We start from the raw sequence: 20263 nt of genomic DNA on the forward strand, positions 1-20263 counted from the left end.
GGCTCGCCCGCCGGCATCCCGCGCGCCGGCCGCGACCGGCCGCTGCCCCTGTCCTTCGCCCAGCAGCGGCTGTGGTTCCTGGACCGGCTGCACCCCGGCGACGCCCGCTACAACAGCGCGGTCGCGGTCCGCCTCACCGGCCCCCTGGACCACACCGCCCTGGAACGCGCCCTCGCCGCCGTCACCGCCCGGCACGAGGCGCTGCGCACCACCTTCGAGGAGACCGACGGCCGGCCCGCGCAGACCGTCCACCCGGCCGCCCCGGTACCGCTGCCGGTCCAGGACGTACCCGACGGCGGCCTGGACGCGGCCCTGCTCGCCGCGTACTCCGCCCCCTTCGACCTGAGCGCCGGCCCCCTGCTGCGGGCCCTGTTGCTGCGCGAGTCGCCGACCGGACACGTCCTGCTACTGACGGCCCATCACATCATCACCGACGGCTGGTCGATGGGTATCGTCCTGGACGAACTGTGCGCCGCCTACGAGGCGCTGGCACGGGGCGCCGAACCGGCCCTCCCCCCGGTCGCGACCCAGTACCCGGACTTCGCCGTCTGGCAGCGCGAGCAGCTTGCCGGGCCCCGGCTGGAGCGCCAACTCGCCCACTGGAAAGAGCGGTTGGCGGGCGCCGTCGTCCCCGGTCTCCCGCTGGACCGGCCCCGGCGCGGCGAGGAGGCCGGCGCCGGCGCCGGCCACACCTTCGCCGTCCCCGCCGCCCTCACCCGCACCCTCCGCGACCTCGCCGGGCAGCAGCACACCACGCTCCACACCGCGCTGGTCGCCGCCGCCCAGGCACTGCTGGCCCGCTGGTCCGGACAGGACGAGAGCACAATCGGCTCCCTGACGCCGGGCCGCTCGCGCACCGACCTGGAGCGGGCCGTCGGCTTCTTCGTGAACACCGTCGCGCTGCGCACCCCGGTGGCGTCCGGCGACTCCTTCCGGGACCTGCTGACCCGCACCGCCGACACGGTCAACGATGCCTTCGCGCACGGCGACACGCCCTTCGAGCGGGTCGTGGAGACGGTCGGCGCCGCCCGCGAGGCCGGCCGCAACCCGCTGTTCGACGTGATGGTCCTGCTGCACCCCGACCCGCCCGCCGCCTCGGCCGCTCCCCGGGACCTGACGCTCACCCCGGTCGCCGTGCCCCGGCAGGCCGCCACCTTCGACCTCAGCATCGAGTTCGTCCCGGACGGGGAGGCGCTGACCGGACTGCTGGAGTACCGCACCGACCTGTTCGACCCGGACACCGCCCGGCGGATGGCCGGCCAGCTGCTGCGCCTGCTGGAGGCCGCCGCCGCCACCCCGGACCGGCCGCTCGGCACCCTGCCGCTGCTGTCCGGCCAGGAGATACGGCAGGTCACCCGCGACTGGAACACCACCACCGCCCGCCCCGTCACCGACGCCCCGCACCCGTACCTGTTCCAGGACCGCGCGGCCCGCACCCCGGGCGCCCTCGCCCTGGTGGCCGGCGGCGAGCGGCTCGACTACGGCACGCTCAACGCCCGCGCCAACCGGCTCGCCCACCACCTCATCGCCCTCGGCGCCGGCCCCGAACACCTCGTCGCGCTGCGGCTGCCGCGCACCGCCGACATGATCACGGCCATCCTCGCCGTCTGGAAGTCCGGCGCCGGCTACCTGCCGCTGGACCCCGCCCTGCCCGAGGAGCGCGTCCGCCTCCTCCTCGACGACGCCCGCCCCACCCTGGTCCTCGACGAGGCCGCCCTCGCCGCCGTACCCGAGGGCCTGCCGGACACCGACCCCACGGACGCCGACCGGCACGCCCCCCTGGACCCGCTGCACACCGCCTACGTCATCCACACCTCCGGCTCCACCGGCCGCCCCAAGGGCGTCGCCGTACCGCACCGGGCCCTCACACATCTGCTCGCCGCCCACCGCGCCGGGTTCGTCGCCGAGGCGGGCGGCGGCCCGCTGCGGGTGGCGCTCACGGCGTCCTTCTCCTTCGACACCTCCCTCGAAGGCGTGCTGCTGCTCGCCGACGGCCACCCGCTCCACCTGGTGGACGAGGCCACCCGGATGGACCCGGCCGCCCTGGTCGAGTACGTCGTCGCCCACCGCGTCGACTTCCTCGACCTCACCCCCTCGTACCTGCGCCAACTGCTGCCCGCCGGACTGCTGACCGACCCCCGCCACCGCCCCCGGGTCCTCATGCTCGGCGGCGAGGCGATCGGTCCCGCGCTCTGGCGCGAGCTGGGCGCGCACCCCGAGGTGGCCGCGTACAACTTCTACGGCCCCACCGAGTGCACGGTCGACGCGCTGTCCTGCCGGATCGAGGGCACCGGCCGGCCGCTGGTGGGCCGCCCGCTGCCGCACACCCGCGCCTACGTCCTGGACGACCGCCTCCAGCCGGTGCCGCCCGGCGTCGGCGGCGAGCTGTACCTCGCGGGCGAGCAGGTGGCCCGGGGCTACACCCAACGCCCCGGCCTGACCGCCGCCCGCTTCCTGCCCGACCCCTACGGGCCGCCCGGCACCCGCATGTACCGCACCGGCGACCTGGCCCGCTGGACAGCCGACGGCCGCCTCGACTACCTCGGCCGCGCCGACGACCAGGTGAAGGTGCGCGGCCACCGCATCGAGCCCGGCGAGATCGAGGCCGCCCTCCAGGACCTGCCGGAGATCGCCGCCGCCGCGGTCCTCGCGGTGCCCGACGCCCACGGCCACCTGCGGCTGGCCGCCTACGCCGTCCCCGCCCCCGGCGCGCCCCGGCCCGAACCGGCCGCCCTGCGGGCCGCGCTGCGCCGGGTGCTGCCCGACCACATGGTGCCGTCCTCGTTCACGCCGCTGGACGCGCTGCCGCTCACCGTCAGCGGCAAGCTGGACCGCCGCGCCCTGCCCGCTCCCGACCTCGAAGCCCCCGACAGAGCAGGGGAGTTCACCGCCCCGCGCACCCCGGACGAGGAGACCCTGGCCGGGATCTGGGCCGAGGTGCTCGGGGTGCGCGCGGTGGGCGTCACGGACAACTTCTTCGAGCTGGGCGGCGACTCGATCCTCAGCATCCAGGCCGTCTCCCGGGCCCGCGCCGCCGGTCTGCACCTGTCCTCCCAGGACGTCTTCCGGCACCAGACGGTCGCCGACCTCGCCGCCGCCGCGTCCCGGCGCGCCGCACCCCTGCCCGCGCCCCGCCGCCCCGAGGAGACGGGCCCCGCCCCGCTGACCCCCGTACAGGAGTGGTTCCTTGCCACCCACGGACCGCTGCGCCGCTTCGCCATGTCGATGCTCCTCGGCCTGCCGCACGACCTGGACGAACCGGCCCTGGCCCGCGCGCTGGACGCGGTCGTCGCGCACCACCCGTCCCTGCGGACCCGGTTCGTCCGGGAGGGGGACACCTGGCGGCAGTACCCCGGCACCGGCCCCGCCGGCGGCTTCCTCACCCGCCACGAGGGCGCCGACGTGACCGAGGCCGCCGAGGCCGCCCGCGCCGCACTCGACCCCGCCACCGGCACCCTGCTGCGCGCCGCCCTGCTCCCGGCCGCCGAAGGCACCCGCCCGCGACTGTTCCTGACGGCCCATCACCTCGCCGTCGACAGCGTCTCCTGGCGCGTGCTGCTCGCCGACCTGGCACAGGCCTACCGGCAGACCGCCCACGGCGAGAACCTTCAACTGGAGCCCGAACGGACCCCGTTCACCGCGTGGGCGCGCGGACTCGCCGAGCGGGTGCGCGCCGGCGACCTCGACGACGACCTGCCGTACTGGACCGCCGAGGCGGCCCGCCCGCGCACCCCGCTCCCCGTCGACCTGCCCGGCACCCCGCTCGCCGGCTCCGTACGCACGGTCGGCGTTCGGCTGGACGCGGCCACCACAGAGGCCCTGCTGCGCCGCGTCCCGGGCGTCTACCGCACCCAGGTCAACGACGTGCTGCTGAGCGCGCTCGGCCGGGTGCTGGCCGACTGGGCGGACGCCCCGAACGTCACCGTCGCCCTGGAGGGCCACGGCCGCGAGGAGCACCTGGTCGAGGGCGCCGACCTGGCGCGTACCGTCGGCTGGTTCACCAGCCAGTACCCGGTCACCCTCACCCCGGCGGGCCCGGCCGGCGCCCCCGACTGGGCCGCCACCCTGAAGTCCGTCAAGGAGCGGCTGCGGGCCGTACCCCGGCGCGGCCTGGGCCGCGAGGCACTGGCACGGCTCGGCTCACCCGCGCCGGGCGCCCGAGCGCTCGGTGAACTCCCGCTGCCGCAGGTCTCGTTCAACTACCACGGGCAGTGGACGTCCGGCGCGGGCGGCGACTTCGCGCCCACCGCCGACGTGCCCGCCGGCGACATCGACCCCGCCGAACCGCTGGACCACCTGCTCGACGTGTCGGCCGTGGTGAGCGACGGCGAACTGGAGATCACCTGGCACTACAGCGACCAGGTGCACCGCGAGTCCACCGTCCGCGCCCTGGCCGACGGCATGCTGCGCGCGCTCACCGAGGTGACCGAGCACTGCGCCCGGCCCGGCGCGGGCGGCCGTACCCCCTCCGACTTCCCGCTCGCCCGGCTCGACCAGGCCGCGGTGGACCGGCTCGTCGGCGACGGCCGGTCGGTGGAGGACGTGCTGCCGCTCACCCCGCTCCAGGAGGGCATGCTCTTCCACCGGCTGGTCGGCGGCGCCGACGACGTCTACCTCGACCAGGCCGCGCTGCTCCTTGACGGGGTGGCCGACGCCGGCGCGTTCGCCGCCGCCTGGCAGCGGGTCACCGACCGCACCCCGGCCCTGCGCACCTCGGTGGTCTGGCAGGGGGTCCCGGTACCGCTCCAGATCGTGCACCGGGACGTGCCGCTGCCCGTCGAGACGCTGGACTGGCGCGGCCTCGACGCGGGGGAGCGGGCCGCCCGCCTGGAGCGGCTGCGCGCCGAGGACCTCGCGCGCGGCCTGGACCTCGGCACCGCGCCCCTGACGCGGCTCACCCTCGTCCGGCTGCCCGACGCCCGACTGCACCTGCTGTGGACCTCCCACCACCTGATCCTGGACGGCTGGAGCCTGGCCCAGGTCCTCACGGAGGTGTTCGCCGAGTACGCGGCCCTCACCACCGGGGACCGACCGGCGCCGCCCGCACGCCGGCCCTTCGGGGACTACGTGCGCTGGCTCGCCGGCCAGGACACCGAAGCCGTCCGCGCCCACTGGCGGGGCGTGCTGGAGGGCTTCGCCACCCCGACCCCACTGCCCGCCGACCGGCCCCGCCCGGCGGGCCACGAGACCCGCTCGGCGGCCGTGCATACCGCCGCCCTGTCCGACGAGACCTCCGCCCGCCTCACCCGCACCGCCCGCGCGGCCGGACTCACCCTCGGCACCGTCGTCCAGGGAGCCTGGGCCCTGCTGCTGTCCCGCTACGCCGCCGAGCCCGACGTGCTGTTCGGCACCACCGTCTCCGGCCGCCCCGACGACCTGCCCGGCGCCGAGGACATGGTCGGCATGTTCATCAACACCCTGCCCACCCGGGTCCGCGTGGAGAGCCGCCGTACCGCGGTCGCCTGGCTGCGCGACCTCCAGGAGGCGCAGGCCGAAGCGCGCCGCTTCGCCGCCGTGTCCCTCGCCGAACTGACCGGCCTGAGCGACGTGCCCTCCGGCAGCCCCCTCTTCGACAGCATGGTCGCCTTCGAGAACTACCCCTTCGACGCGGCGAGTTCGGCCGGCTCCGGGGTGCGGCTCACGGAGGTCTCCTCCCGCGACGCCACCAACTACCCGCTCGTGCTGCGCGCCTACCAGGGCGAGCGGTTCGGCTTCGACCTCGCCTACGACCCCGAGCTGTTCGACGCGGCCACCGCCGCGGACCTGGCCCGCCGGCTGTGCCTGCTGCTCACCGAACTGGCCGAGGACCCCGGGCGCCCCCTCGCCGCACTCGCCTGGACCACCGCGGAGGAACGGCGGCGCGTCCTCACCGAGTGGAACGGCACCGAGGAAGGCCGGCCCGCCGAGACCCTGGTGGACCTCTTCGAGGCCCAGGCCGCCCGCACCCCCGGCGCCGAGGCCGTCACCTGCGGCGACGACCGGCTCGACTACGCCGAACTGGACGCCCGCGCCGGCCGGCTCGCCCACCGTCTCGCCGGACTCGGCGCGCGCCCCGAGCGGTACGTCGCCCTCGCCCTGCCCCGCTCCACCGACCTGGTCGTCGCCGTCCTCGCCGTCCTCAAGACCGGCGCCGCCTACCTGCCCATCGACCCCGCGCTGCCCGCCGAACGCGTCGCCGCGCTCCTCGACGACGCCGCCCCGGTGGCCCTCGTGACCACCACGCAGGCGCCCGGCACCAGCGCCGTACCCGTACTGCGCCTGGACGACCCGGAGGTACGGGCCGACCTGGACCGGCGCCCCGCCCACGGCCCGGCCGGTCCCGGACACCGCCCGCTGCCCGAGAGCCCCGCCTACGCCATCTACACCTCCGGCTCCACCGGCCGCCCCAAGGGCGTCGTCATCCCGCACGCCAACGTCGTCCGCCTCTTCACCCGCACCCGCGACTGGTTCCGCTTCGACCACACCGACGTCTGGACGCTGTTCCACTCCTACGCCTTCGACTTCTCCGTCTGGGAGCTGTGGGGGCCGCTGCTGCACGGCGGCCGGCTCGTCGTCGTCCCCGACGACACGGCCCGCTCCCCGGAGGACTTCCTGCGGCTGCTCGCCGACGAACAGGTCACCGTCCTCAACCAGACCCCGTCCGCCTTCTACCCGCTGATCCGCGCCGACGCCGAACACACCGAGGTGGGCGGCCGGCTGGCGCTGCGCACGGTCGTCTTCGGCGGCGAGGCGCTCGACGTGTCCCGGCTCGCCGACTGGTACCTGCGCCACCCGGACACCGCGCCCCGGCTGGTGAACATGTACGGCATCACCGAGACCACCGTGCACGTCACCTACGCGCCCCTCGACCGCGCGAGGGCCGGCGCCGGGGGTGCGAGCCCCATCGGCACCGCCATCCCCGACCTGCGCGCCCATGTCCTCGACGACACGCTCAACCCCGCACCGCCCGGCGCCGTCGGCGAGCTGTACGTCGCGGGGGAGGGGCTGGCCCGCGGCTACCTCGGCCGGCCCGGCCTGACCGCGTCCCGGTTCCTCGCCGACCCCTTCGGCCGTCCCGGCACCCGCATGTACCGCACCGGGGACCGCGCCCGCCGGCGCGCCGACGGCACCCTGGAGTACCTGGGCCGCGCCGACCAGCAGGTGAAGATCCGCGGCTACCGCATCGAGCCCGGCGAGATCGAGGCCGCCCTGCACGCTCACGCGGGCGTCGGCGCCGCCGCCGTCGGCGTGTACGAGGACACCGGCGGCACCCGCCGCCTGGTCGCCCACGTGGTCCGCACCGGCGGCGTCCCGCCGTCCGCCGCGGAACTGCGCGCCCACCTCCAGCGGACGCTCCCCTCTCACATGGTGCCCGCCGCCTACGTGCCGATGGACGCCCTGCCGCTCACCGTCAACGGCAAGCTCGACCGGCGTGCCCTGCCCGCGCCCCGCCCCGCGGACCTCGCGGCCGGCGGTGACCGCGAGGCACCGCACACCCCCGCCGAACGGCTCGTCGCCGCCGCCTGGGCGGACGTCCTGGACGCCGGCGAGGTCGGCGCCGACGACGACTTCTTCGCCCTCGGCGGCGACTCCATCCTCGCCGTCCGCGTGGTCTCCCGGCTGCGCGCCGCCTTCGGCACCGACGTCTCGCCCCGGCTGCTGTTCACCCACCCCACGCTGTCCGAACTCGCGGCCGCGCTCGGCGACCCCTCAGGCGCGCCGAGCACCCCCGCCGACACCGTCCCGGTCGCCGCCCCGGACGCCCCCGCCCCGCTGTCACACGCCCAGCAGCGGCTGTGGTTCCTCGACCGCTTCGAGCCCGGCAGCACCGAGTACACCACCCTGTCCGTACTGCGCCTGACCGGCCCGCTCGACCCGGCCGCCCTGCGCACCGCCCTGGACGGCCTGGTCGCCCGGCACGAGTCCCTGCGCACCACCTTCGCCGAACACGACGGCCGGGCACGGCAGATCGTCCACCCGCCCGCCCCGCTGGACCTGCGCGTCGAGGACTGCGACGGCCCCGCGGCAGTCGACGCCCTCGTGGAGAGCGAGGCCGCCCGGCCGTTCGACCTCGGCACCGGCCCGCTGCTGCGCGCCCGCCTCGCCCGCCTCACCGGCCCGGACCCCGAGGAACACGTCCTCGTACTGGCCCTGCACCACATCGTCACCGACGGCTGGTCCATGGGCGTCCTCGGCCGCGACCTCGGCGAGCTGTACGCCGCCGCCCTGGACCGCCGGACCCCCGAACTGCCCGCCCTGCCGCTCCGGTACACCGACTACGCCGCCTGGCAGCGCACCCGCACCGAGCGGGCCGAGGCCGACCTCGCGTACTGGCGCCGCGCACTGGACGGCGTGACACCGCTGGAACTGCCCACCGACCGGCCGCGACCCGCCGTCCGCACCCGGGACGGCGCCCTGCTCACCTTCACCCTGCCCGCCGCGCTCACCGACCGGCTGCGCGCCCGGGGCCGGGAGGCCGACACCACCCTCTTCACCACCCTGCTGGCAGCCTGTCAGGTGCTGCTCGCCCGCTGGGCCGGCCGGCAGGACGTCACCGTCGGCACCGTCACCGCAGGCCGCGAACAGCCCGAACTGCACGACGTGGTCGGCATGTTCGTCAACACCCTGGTCCTGCGCGCCCGGATCCGCCCGGAGCTGTCCTTCCGCGAACTGCTGGCCGAGGTCCACGCCACCGTCCTGGACGCGGTCGCCCACCAGGACGTGCCCTTCGAGCGGGTGGTGGACGCCGTCCAGCCGGAGCGCGACACCAGCCGCACCCCGCTCTTCCAGGTGATGGTCGCCCTGCACAACCTCGGTGCCGAGGTGCCCCCGCTGCCCGGCCTGGACGTGCGTCCGGTGACCCCGCCGGTCCGGAACGCCACCTACGACCTGGCCTTCGACTTCGTGGAGCGCGACGGCGCCCTCACCGGCCACCTGGAGTACAACACCGGCCTGTTCGACCACTCCACCGCACAGCTGCTGGCCGACCGGCTCCGCGTGCTGCTGGAGGCCGCCGCCGACGACCCGGACCGCGCCGTGGGCGCCCTGCCCCTGATGACCGGCGCCGAGGAACAGCGCCTGCTCCGGCTCGGCCGGGGCCGGACGCTGCCCGCGCCGGACACCACCTTCCCCGCCCTCTTCGAGGCCCAGGCCGCCCGCACCCCGCACCTCACGGCGCTGGTCGCCCCCGACACCACCCTCGACTTCGCCGCCCTCAACGCGCGCGCCAACCGGCTCGCCCACCACCTCGTCGCCGAGGGCGCCGGCCCCGAGACCGTCGTCGCCGTCCGCCTGCCCCGCACCTCGGCCCTGCTGGTGGCCCTGCTCGCGGTCGCCAAGGCGGGCGCCGCGTTCCTCTTCCTCGATCCGCGCCTGCCCGAGGAACGCATCCGCCTCCTCCTGGACGACGCCCGCCCGCACACCCTGCTCACCGAGGACACCCTGCGCGCCGCGGCCGGCCGCGACCTGCCCGCCCACGACCCCACCGACGCCGACCGGACCCGCCCGCTGCGGCCCGAGAACACCGCGTACATCGTCTACACCTCCGGCTCCACCGGCCGGCCCAAGGGCGTCGCCGTCGAACACCGGCAGCTCGTCAACCTCTGCCACGACCACCGCGCGAGCCTCGTCACCCCGCACACCACCGAGGACAGCCGGCTGCGGGCCGCGCTCAGCGCGTCCTTCGCCTTCGACACCTCCTGGGAGGGCCCGCTGCTGCTCGCCCTCGGCCAGCAGGTCCACCTCGTCGACGACGACACCCGCCTCGACCCCGACGCGTTCTGCGCCCGGGTCGCCGCCGACCGCCTCGACCTGGTGAACGTCACCCCCACCTTCCTGCGCGAACTCCTGGCCGCCGGACTCCTCGCCCCCGGCCGGCACCACCCGAGGCTGCTGCTCGTCGGCGGCGAGGCCGTCTCCACCGCCACCTGGCGGGACCTGGCCGCCGCCCACGACGCGCTCGGCGTCACCGTCCTCAACATGTACGGCCCCACCGAGTGCACCGTCGACTCCGTCTACGCCCCCGTCGCGGACCACCCCGGCCGGCCGGTCATCGGCCGCCCCGGCGGCGGACTGCGCGCCTACGTCCTCGACGGCGCCCTGCGCCCGGTACCGGCCGGCACACCCGGCGAGCTGTACCTCGCCGGCGCCCAAGTGGCCCGCGGCTACCTGAACCGGCCCGGCCTCACCGCAACCCGCTTCCTGCCCGACCCGTTCGGCCCGCCGGGGGAGCGGATGTACCGCACCGGCGACCGGGCCCGCTGGGACACGGCCGGACTGCTGGAGTTCCTCGGCCGCGCGGACGACCAGCTCAAGATCCGCGGCTTCCGTATCGAGCCCGGCGAGATCGAGGCCGCCCTGCTCGCCCTGCCGGACGTCACCGACACCGCCGTCACCGTCCGCGAACACGCCGGGCGCCCGATGCTGGTCGCCTACGTGGTGGCCGCCGACGGGAGGCAGCCGTCCGCCGACGACCTGCGGGTCCGGCTGCGCCGTACCCTGCCCGACCACATGGTGCCCGCCGCCTTCGTCCCGCTCGACCGCGTCCCGCGCACCGCCGGCGGCAAGACCGACCGCCGTGCCCTGCCCGCCCCGCCCGCCCGGCCCGACGACGGCAACCCCTACGTCGCACCCCGGCCCGGCACCGAGGAACGGCTCGCCGCCATCTGGGCCGAGGTGCTCGGCGTCGAACGGGTCGGCGCCCGCGACAACTTCTTCGCGCTCGGCGGCGACTCCATCCTCAGCATCCAGATCGTCTCCCGCGCCCGGCAGGCCGGACTCGCGCTCACCACCAAGGACGTCTTCCGGCACCAGAGCGTCGCCGAACTCGCCCTGCGCGCCGGCGAGACGGCCCCGGCCCCGGCCGGCACCGACGAGACGCCCGCGGGCCCCGCGCCGCTCACCCCGATCCAGCACTGGTACCTGGACGGCCGCCGCCCCGGCGATCCGCTGCGCTTCACGATGACCCAGCGCTTCGAACTGCTCCCGGGCACGGACGGCGAAGCTTTGAGCCGGGCCGCCCGGGCCGTCGTCGCCCACCACGCCGCCCTGCGCACCCGGTTCACGCACACCGGAGCCGGCTGGCGGCAGGACGTCCTGCCGGCCGCACCGGACGCCGTGTTCAGCCGCCACGACCTCGCCGGGCTCGACGACACGGCCGTGGAGAGGGAGGCGCACCGGCTGACCGACCGCGCGCAGGCCGGGCTCGACCCCGTCACGGGCCGCGTCGTCCGCTTCCTCTTCCTCGACCGCGGCCCCGGCCGGGCGGGACAGCTCGTCGTCACCGTCCACCATCTCGCCGTCGACGGCGTCTCCTGGCGCATCCTCCCGGCCGACCTCGCCGCCGCCTACCGGTCCGCCGCGGCCGGCCGGACGGTGGACCTGCCGCCCGCCGGCACCTCGTACGCCCACTGGGCGGCCCGCCTCGCCGAGCACACCGGCGACGGCGGCTTCACCGCCGACCTGGACCACTGGCGGCGCACCGCCGAGGCCCCGGCCGGCCTGCCCGCCGGGCGCCCGGGACCCAACACGTACGGCACCTCGGCCACGGTCACCGTCACCCTGGACGCGCAGACCACCGAGGCCCTGCTGCGCCGGGTGCCCGAGGTCTACCGCACCCAGGTCAACGACGTCCTGCTCAGCGCCCTCGGGCACACCCTCGCGAAGTGGTGCGGGCGGGACACGGTCCTGGTCGGCGTGGAGGGTCACGGACGCGAGGACCTCTTCGCCGACGTCGACCTGTCCCGTACGGTCGGCTGGTTCACCGCCGAGTTCCCGCTCGCCCTGCGCGTCGCCCCCGGCGCCGGCTGGCACGACACGCTCCGCTCGGTCAAGGAACAGCTCCGCGCCGTCCCGCGGCACGGCCTCGGCCACGGCGCCCTGCGCCACCTCCTGCCGGACAGCCCCCTCGCCGGCGCCCCCGCACCCCAGGTCGGCTTCAACTACCACGGCCAGTGGGACGCGGGCGGCGGCGCCGACGACGGCCTGCACCGCGCCGTCCTCGCCCCGACCGGCCACGACACCGACCCGGACGCCCCCCGCCCCTACGTCCTGGACGTCACCGGAGTCGTCCAGCACGGGCGGCTGGAACTGGGCTGGACCTACCCGGCGGCCGTCCACGACGAGGACACCGTCCGCACCCTGGCCGAAGGGATGACCACCGCCCTGCGGGACATCGTGGAGCACTGCGCCCGCCCCGGCGCGGGCGGCCGCACCCCGTCCGACTTCCCCCTCGCCAGGCTGCCGCAGGACCGCCTGGACCGGCTGGTCGGCGACGGCCGGCACGTCGAGGACGTCCTGCCGCTCACCCCGCTCCAGGCCGGCATGCTCTTCCACGGCCTGGTGGACACCGAGGGCGCCTACTTCGACCGGATCGCGGTACGACTGGCCGGGGTCGCCGACCCGCACGCCTTCGCCCGGGCCTGGCAGCAGGTCGCCGACCGCACCCCGGCCCTGCGCACCAGCGTCCACTGGCGGGACCTGCCCGGCCCGGTGCAGGTCGTCCACCGGCACGCCGTCCTGCCCGTCCGCCACCTCGACTGGCACGGTCTCACCGCCCGGGAACGCGCCGAACACACCGACCGGCTGCTCGCCGAGGACCGGACGGCCGGGATGGACCTGACCACCGCGCCGCTCACCCGCCTCACCCTGGCCGCGCTGCCCGGCGACGAGGTGCTGCTGCTGTGGTCCACCCATCACATCGCCCTGGACGGCTGGAGCACCGGCCACCTCCTCACCGAGGTGTGCGAGCGCTACGCCGCGCTCACCGGCGGCCCCGACCCGGCACCCCCGGTGCGCCGGCTGCTCGCGGACTTCCTGCGCTGGCTGGACGAGCAGGACGAGTCGGCCGCCGAACGGCACTGGGCCGACGCCCTCGCCGGATTCACCGCCCGCACCCCGCTTCCGTACGACCGCACCCCGGACCAGGCCCGCCGGGCCCGCGCCACCGCCCAGGTCCGCCACGAGCTGGACGCGCGGGTCTCCGGGAAGCTGCGCGAGAGCGCGGCCCGGGCCGGGCTGACCGTCAACACCCTGGTGCAGGGCGCCTGGGCGCTGCTGCTGGGCCGGACCGCCGGACGCGACGACGTGGTGTTCGGCACCACCGTCTCCGGCCGCCCTGCCGAACTGCCCGGCGTGGAGGGCATGATCGGCATGTTCATCAACACCGTGCCCACCCGGGTCCGGCTGTCCGGCGGAGGCGTGCTGCCCTGGCTGCGCGCTCTCCAGGAGGCCCAGACCGAGGCCCGCCGCTTCGACTTCCTCGCCCTGCCCCGTATCCAGGCAGGCTCCCAAGTGCCGTCCGGCGAGGCGCTGTTCGACAGCATGGTGGTGTTCGAGAACTACCCCGTGGACGAGTCGGCCACCGCCCGTACCGGCGTCCGGGTCGTCGACGTGCGGGCCGACGACGCCCCCACCTTCGCCTGGTGCCTGCGCGCCCACCTCGCCGAACGGCTCGGCTTCGACCTGGCCTACGACCCCGCCCTGTTCGACCCCGCCACCGTCGAGCGGGCCGTGGACCGCCTCGCCGGGCTGCTCACCGCGCTCGCCGACGGACTGGACGGCGACCTCGCCGGCCTGGACGCGCTCACCCCCGCCGACCGGCGGCTGTTGGCCGACTGGAGCCTGCCGGCCCGTACGGCGGAGCCGCGCAGCCCGGTCGACCTGTTCGCCGAGCAGGCCCGACGTACCCCGGACGCCATCGCCGTACGCGACGGCGACACTGAGCTGACGTACCGTCAACTGAGCGAGTGGGCGGCCAGGTTGGCGGACACGCTGACGGCCGGCGGCCTCGCCCCCGAAGGCCGGGTCGCCCTTCTGATGGACCGCTCGGCCGGCCTCGTCGTGGCCCAACTCGCGGTCCTCGCGGCGGGCGGCGCCTATGTGCCCGTCGACACCCGGGCCCCCGAGCAACGCCGCCGGGCCCTGCTCGACGCGGCGGGCGTCACCGCCCGGCTCACCCCCGCCGACGTCGCCGCCGCCCGCGCCGGCGACGAGGCCGGGCCACTGCCCCCCGCCGACCCCGACCGGCTGGCCTACGTCATGTTCACCTCCGGCTCCACCGGCCGCCCCAAGCCGGTGGCGGTACGGCACCGCGACGTGGCGGCCCTGGCCACCGACAGCCGCTTCGCCGACGGCGTCTGCGACCGGGTGCTGCTGCACTCCCCGGTGGCGTTCGACGCGGCCACCTTCGAGGTGTGGGCGCCGCTCCTCAACGGCGGATGCGTGGTCGTCGCGCCCGAGGGCCCGGTGGACGCGGGCCTGGTGCGCCGGTTCGCCGGCGGCGAGGGTCTGGCGGAGGAGTGGTCGGCGGGGCTGACCGCGCTGTGGCTGACGGCCGGGCTGTTCCGGCTGCTCGCCCAGGACGCGCCGGACTGCTTCGCCGGACTGCGGCAGGTGTGGACCGGCGGCGACGTGGTCCCCGCCGCGGCCGTCCGCCGCGTCCTCGCCGCCTGCCCCGGGCTGGTCGTCGTCGACGGTTACGGCCCCACCGAGGCCACCACCTTCGCGACCTCCCACGCGCTCACCGACCCCGACGCCGTCCCCGACACCGTGCCCATCGGCCGCCCCCTGGACGACATGTACGTCCATGTGCTGGACGCCCGGCTGCGGCCCGTCCCGCCGGGTGGCACCGGCGAGCTGTACCTCGCGGGCGAGGGCGTCGCGCGCGGCTACCTCGGCCGTCCCGGCGACACCGCCGCCCGCTTCCTCGCCGACCCGGCCGGCCCGCCCGGCGCGCGCGTGTACCGCACGGGTGACCTGGCACGCCGACGCCCGGACGGCACCGTGGAGTTCCTGGGGCGCGCAGACGACCAGGTCAAGATCCGCGGCTTCCGGGTCGAGCCCGGCGAGGCCGAGGCCGTGCTCGCCGCCCACCCCGGTGTGACGGACGTGACGGTGCTCGCCCGCGAGGACCGGCCGGGCGCCCGGCGCCTGGTCGCCTACGTCGTCGGCCCGGCCGGACAGGACCCGGCGGCACTACGGGAGTTCGCGGGCCGCACCCTGCCCGACTACCTGGTGCCCACCGACGTCGTCCCGCTCGACGCCCTGCCGCTGAGCGCCAACGGCAAGGTCGACCGCACCGCCCTCCCCGCCCCCGCCGCCACCCCGCGCGCCGAGCGGACCGAGCCCCGCACCGAGGCCGAGCGCCTCACCGCCGAGGTCTTCGGACAGGTCCTCGGCACCGAACCGCCCGGTGTGCGGGACGACTTCTTCGCGCTCGGCGGCGACTCCATCCTCAGCATCCGGCTCGCCGCCCGCCTCTCCGAAACCCTCGGCAGCGACTTCACCCCCCGGGACGTCTTCAGCCGCCCCACCCCGGCCGGACTCGCCGCGCTCCTCACCGAACAGCGGCAGGCCGCCCGCCCGGCCATCGTCCCGGTCGCCCGCGACGGCGCCGTCCCGATGTCGTACGCCCAGCAACGCCTGTGGTTCCTGGAGGAGTTCGCGCCCGGCGGCAGCGAGTACGTCACCGCCCTCGCGCTGCGGCTGCGCGGCCCCCTGGACACCGCTGTACTCGCCGACGCCCTCACCGGCCTGGTCGCCCGGCACGAGTCGCTGCGCACCAACTTCGACAGCGCCGACGGCCACGGCGTGCAGCTCGTCCACCCGCCGCACCGGGTGCCGCTGCCGCCGCACGACCTGACCGTGCTGCCGGAGCGGGACCGCGACCCGGCCCTGCGCGCCCTGCTCGCCGCGGAGCGCGAACGCCCCTTCGACCTGCGGGAGGGGCCGCTGCTGCGCACCCACCTGGTCCGGCTCGCCGACGACGACCACGTGCTCGCGCTCGGCCTGCACCACATCGTCACCGACGGCTGGTCCACCTCGGTCCTGCTCGGCGACCTGGCCCACCTCTACCGCGCCGGACTGGGCGCCGAGAGCGGCACCCTGCCCGCCCTCCCCGTCCAGTACGCCGACTACGCGCACTGGCAGCGCACCACGGGAGACGCCGAGGCGGACGAGCAACTCGCCTACTGGAAGCGGCAGCTGGCCGACACGGCGCCCCTGGAGCTGCCCACCGACCGGCCCCGCCCCGCCGTGCGCACCGGCGACGGCGCCACCACCCGGCTCACCGTGCCCGCCGGCACCACAGAACGGCTGACCCGGCTCGCCCGGGAACACGGCACCACCCTGTTCACCACCCTGGTGGCCGCCGTACAGGCCTACCTCGCCCGCCTGTCCGGGCAGCGGGACATCGCCGTCGGCACCGTCACCTCCGGACGCGAGCGGGCCGAGACCCAGCGGCTCGTCGGGTTCTTCGTCAACACCCTGGTGCTGCGGTCCAGGATCGAGGACGGCCGCCCCTTCACCGACTTCCTCACCGCCGTCCGGCGGACGGTGCTGGACGCCTTCGCCCACCAGGACGTGCCCTTCGAGCGCGTCGTGGACGAGGTGCAACCGGAACGGGACACCAGCCGCACCCCCCTCTTCCAGGTGATGGTCGTACTCCAGAACACCCCGGCCGCCGAACTCGACCTGCCCGGCCTGCGCATCACCGACGTCGAGACCGACACACGGCAGGCGGCCTTCGACCTCACCCTCGAATTCGCCGAGGCACCGGACGGAACGCTGGACGCCCTGCTCACCTACAACACCGACCTGTTCGACCCGGCCACCGCCGACCGTCTCGCCGCCCGGCTCGGCACCCTGCTCACCGCCCTCGCCGCCGACCCGTCCCGCCCGCTCGGCGCCCTGCCGCTGACCTCCGAGGACGAGGTCCGCGCGCTGCTGGAACAGGGCCGCGGCAGCCGAGGCGCCGTACCCGAGGCGACCCTGCCCGAGCTGTTCGAACGGCAGGCCGCCCGGACGCCCGACGCGGTCGCCCTGGCCGACGGCGACCGCGAGCTGACGTACGCCGAACTCGACCGCGCCGCCAACCGGTTCGCGCACCGCCTCGTCCGCGACGGCGTCGGACCGGAACGGACGGTCGCCCTCGCCCTGCCCCGCTCGGCGGCCATGGTGGTGGCCCAGCTCGCCGTCGCCAAGGCCGGCGGCGCCTACCTGCCCGTGGACCCCGGCTACCCGCCGCGCCGCCGGGAGTTCATGATCCGCGACTCGGGCGCCCACCGCACCGTCACCGACCCGGCCGAGGTCTGGACCGCCGACGGCCCGGACACCGCCCCCACCGACGCCGACCGCACCACCCCGCTCACCCCCGCCCACCCCGCCTACGTCATCTACACCTCGGGCTCCACCGGCACCCCCAAGGGCGTGACGGTGACCCACCGCGGCCTCGCCTCCTTCGCCGCCGCGGCGGCCGAGCGGTACACCGTGGCCCCGGGCGACCGGGTGCTCCAGTTCGCCTCGCCCAGCTTCGACGCCTCCGTGCTGGAGCTGTGCGTCTCCCTGCTCGCCGGCGCCACACTGTTCACCGGCGAGGAGGGCCCGCTGGTCGGGGAACGGCTGGCCGACGTGCTGGCCGAGCGGCGCATCAGCCACACCCTCATCCCGCCCGCCGCCCTCGCCACCGTCCCGGCGGAGACGGCCGCGCGCCTTCCCCACCTGCGCACCCTGATCGTCGGCGCCGAGGCCTGCCCCGCCGAGCTGGTCGCGGCCTGGGCACCCGGCCGCCGGATGATCAACTCCTACGGGCCGACCGAGGCCACCGTCGTCGCCAGTTGGACCGGCCCGCTCACCCCGGCCCCGGGCGCACCGCCCATCGGCCGCCCCTCCGGCGCCACCCGCGTGTACGTCCTCGACACCGCCCTGCGCCCGGTCCCGTCCGGCGTCACCGGCGAGCTGTACGTCGCCGGCCCCGGCCTGGCCCGCGGCTACCACGGACGCCCCGGCCTCACCGCCCAGCGCTTCCGGCCGGACCCGTTCGGGGCACCGGGGGAGCGGATGTACCGCACCGGCGACCTGGTGCGCTGGAGCACGGACGGCGAACTGGTCTACGCGGGGCGCGTGGACGACCAGGTCAAGCTGCGCGGCTTCCGGATCGAACCGGGCGAGATCGAGAGCGCGCTGCGGCGCAGCCCCCTGGTGCGGGACGCGGTGGTCGTCGTACGCGCCGACGCGGCCCAGCCCGCCGACGGGACCGCCGCCACACCCGGCACCGGGCCGGCACGGCTCGTCGCCTACGTGGTCCCGGCCGAGGAACACGGGGAGGCGGGGGCCGAGCGGCGTTCCGCCGAGGAACACGGGGAGGCGCGGGCCGAGCGGCGTTCCGCCGAGGGGCCTGCGGCGGTGGGGGAGTCCGAGCGGCGTTCCGCCGAGGGGCCCGCGGCGGCGGCGGAGTCCGAGTCGCTTTCCGCCCAGGGACCCGTAGCGGGGGCGCCCGGGGCGGGGGCGGGCGGGCGCCCTCCCGGCGGGGAATCCGCGGCGGGAGCGGCCGGGCACCTGCCCGTCGAGGAACTGCGCGAACACCTCGGCGGGCTGCTGCCGCCGCACATGGTGCCCTCGCTGTTCGTGCCGCTGCGGCGACTGCCGCTCACCCCCAACGGCAAGCTCGACCGGCGCGCCCTGCCCGCCCCGGCGCCCGCCCGGACCACCGGCCGCCCGCACACCCCGCCGCGCACGGACACCGAACGCCGGGTCGCCCGGATCTGGTCCGACGTCCTCGGCGTCGCGGACATCGGCGTCGACGACAACTTCTTCGCGCTCGGCGGCGACTCCATCCTGAGCATGCAGGTCGTCTCCCGGCTGCGCCGCGACGGCCTCCACCTGGCCACCCGCGACCTGTTCACCCACCAGACCCTCGGCGCGCTCGCCGCCGTGGTGCGCGCCGCCCCCCAGCGGCGGGCCGACGGGCCCGTGACCGGTGACGTGCCGCTCACCCCCATCCAGGAGTGGTTCCTCACCACCCCGCGCGCCGCCCACCACCACTTCAACCAGTCCGCGCTGCTCGAACTCGACGGCAGCCCCGACCCCGACGCCCTGAACACCGCCCTGGGCGCCCTGATCGGCCACCACGACGCGCTGCGCATGCGCTTCACCCACGACGGTGACGGCTGGCACCAGTTCAACCCCCCGCCCGCCGACGACGAGACGGCGGACCACGGCATCCTGCTGCGGCACGACCTGTCGGGCCTGTCCGCCGAGGACGCGGACGCGGCGATGGAGAAGACCGCCGACGAACTGCACGCCGGCTTCGACCTGGCCCGGGGCCCGCACCTGCGGGCGGCCCTGTTCACCGGCGGCCCCGGACGCCCCGCGTTCCTGCTGCTCGTCGCCCACCACCTGGTCGTGGACGCCGTCTCCTGGCGCATCCTCAACGACGATCTGGAGATCGCCTACCAACAGGCCCTGCGCGGCGAACCCGTCGACCTGGGTGAGCGCGGCACCAGCTTCCGCGACTGGGCCCGCAAACTCGCCGGGCACGTCGCCGAGGGCGGCCTTGACCACGAACTGCCCTACTGGCAGGAGGCGGTACGGGCCGCACCCGCCCCGGCGAAGACCCCCGGGAGCGGCGACACCGCACCGGCCGCGGTGGTCGGCGTCGAACTCGACGAGCGGGACACGAACGCCCTGCTGCGCGCCGCCCCCACGGCCTACCGCACCCGCATCAACGACGTGCTGCTCGCCGCCCTCGCCCTCGCGCTGGCCCGCTGGACCGGCCGGGACCGGGTCCGCCTCGACCTGGAGGGACACGGCCGCGAGGACCTGCTCGACGGCGTCGACCTGTCCCGTACCGTCGGCTGGTTCACCAGCGTCCACCCGGTGGCCCTCCAGGTCGCCGACCGGGACCGGCCCGGCCCGGACCGCGACTGGCGGGCCCTGGTCAAATCGGTACGCCGTCAGATGCGGGCCGTCCCTGGCAACGGCATCGGCTTCGGCGCCCTGCGCACGTTCGGCACGCCCGAGGTGCGCGAACAGCTCGGCGGCGGCGCCCACGGGCAGGTGGTCTTCAACTACCTCGGCCAGTGGGACACCCGCCCCGAGACCTCGGGCGAGGGACTGATCCGCGCCCAGCACGGCTCCTTCGGCCAGGACCACGACCCCCGGGACGCCGGCTCCCACCCGCTGGAGGTCGTCGGCGCCGTCCAGCACGGCCGGCTCGCTTTCACCTGGCACCACCGGCCGGCGCTGCACGACACCGAGACCGTGCGCCGCGTGGCCGAGGACTTCGCCGAAGCCCTGCGCGGCATCGCCCGCCACGCCCGGGGAGAGAGCCGTTGACCCACGATCGCCGGCCGGAGCCGGCCGGAGGCGGCGCCGCACGGCGCGGCCCCCGGGCGCCCCGCACCCCCGACCGGCCGGCGGCCGCCCCGGCTGTCCGCCCCGCGCACCGGACCGGCCGGCGGCCGCCCCGGCTGTCCGCCCCGCCTGTCCGCAGAACACCAACCGACCC

General features: G+C 76.4%; 1 protein-coding gene. It reads left to right on the top strand.

What is annotated here, in order from left to right; translation table 11 throughout:
- Positions 1-69: 69 nt before the first annotated feature.
- Positions 70-20091 (top strand): non-ribosomal peptide synthase/polyketide synthase, encoded by a 20022-nt coding sequence (locus AB0912_RS32585; RefSeq protein WP_366706319.1) that lies wholly within the window; start codon positions 70-72, stop codon positions 20089-20091.
- Positions 20092-20263 lie beyond the last annotated feature (172 nt).

This window comes from Streptomyces sp. NPDC007084 (assembly GCF_040703595.1).
Classification (GTDB): Bacteria; Actinomycetota; Actinomycetes; order Streptomycetales; family Streptomycetaceae; genus Streptomyces.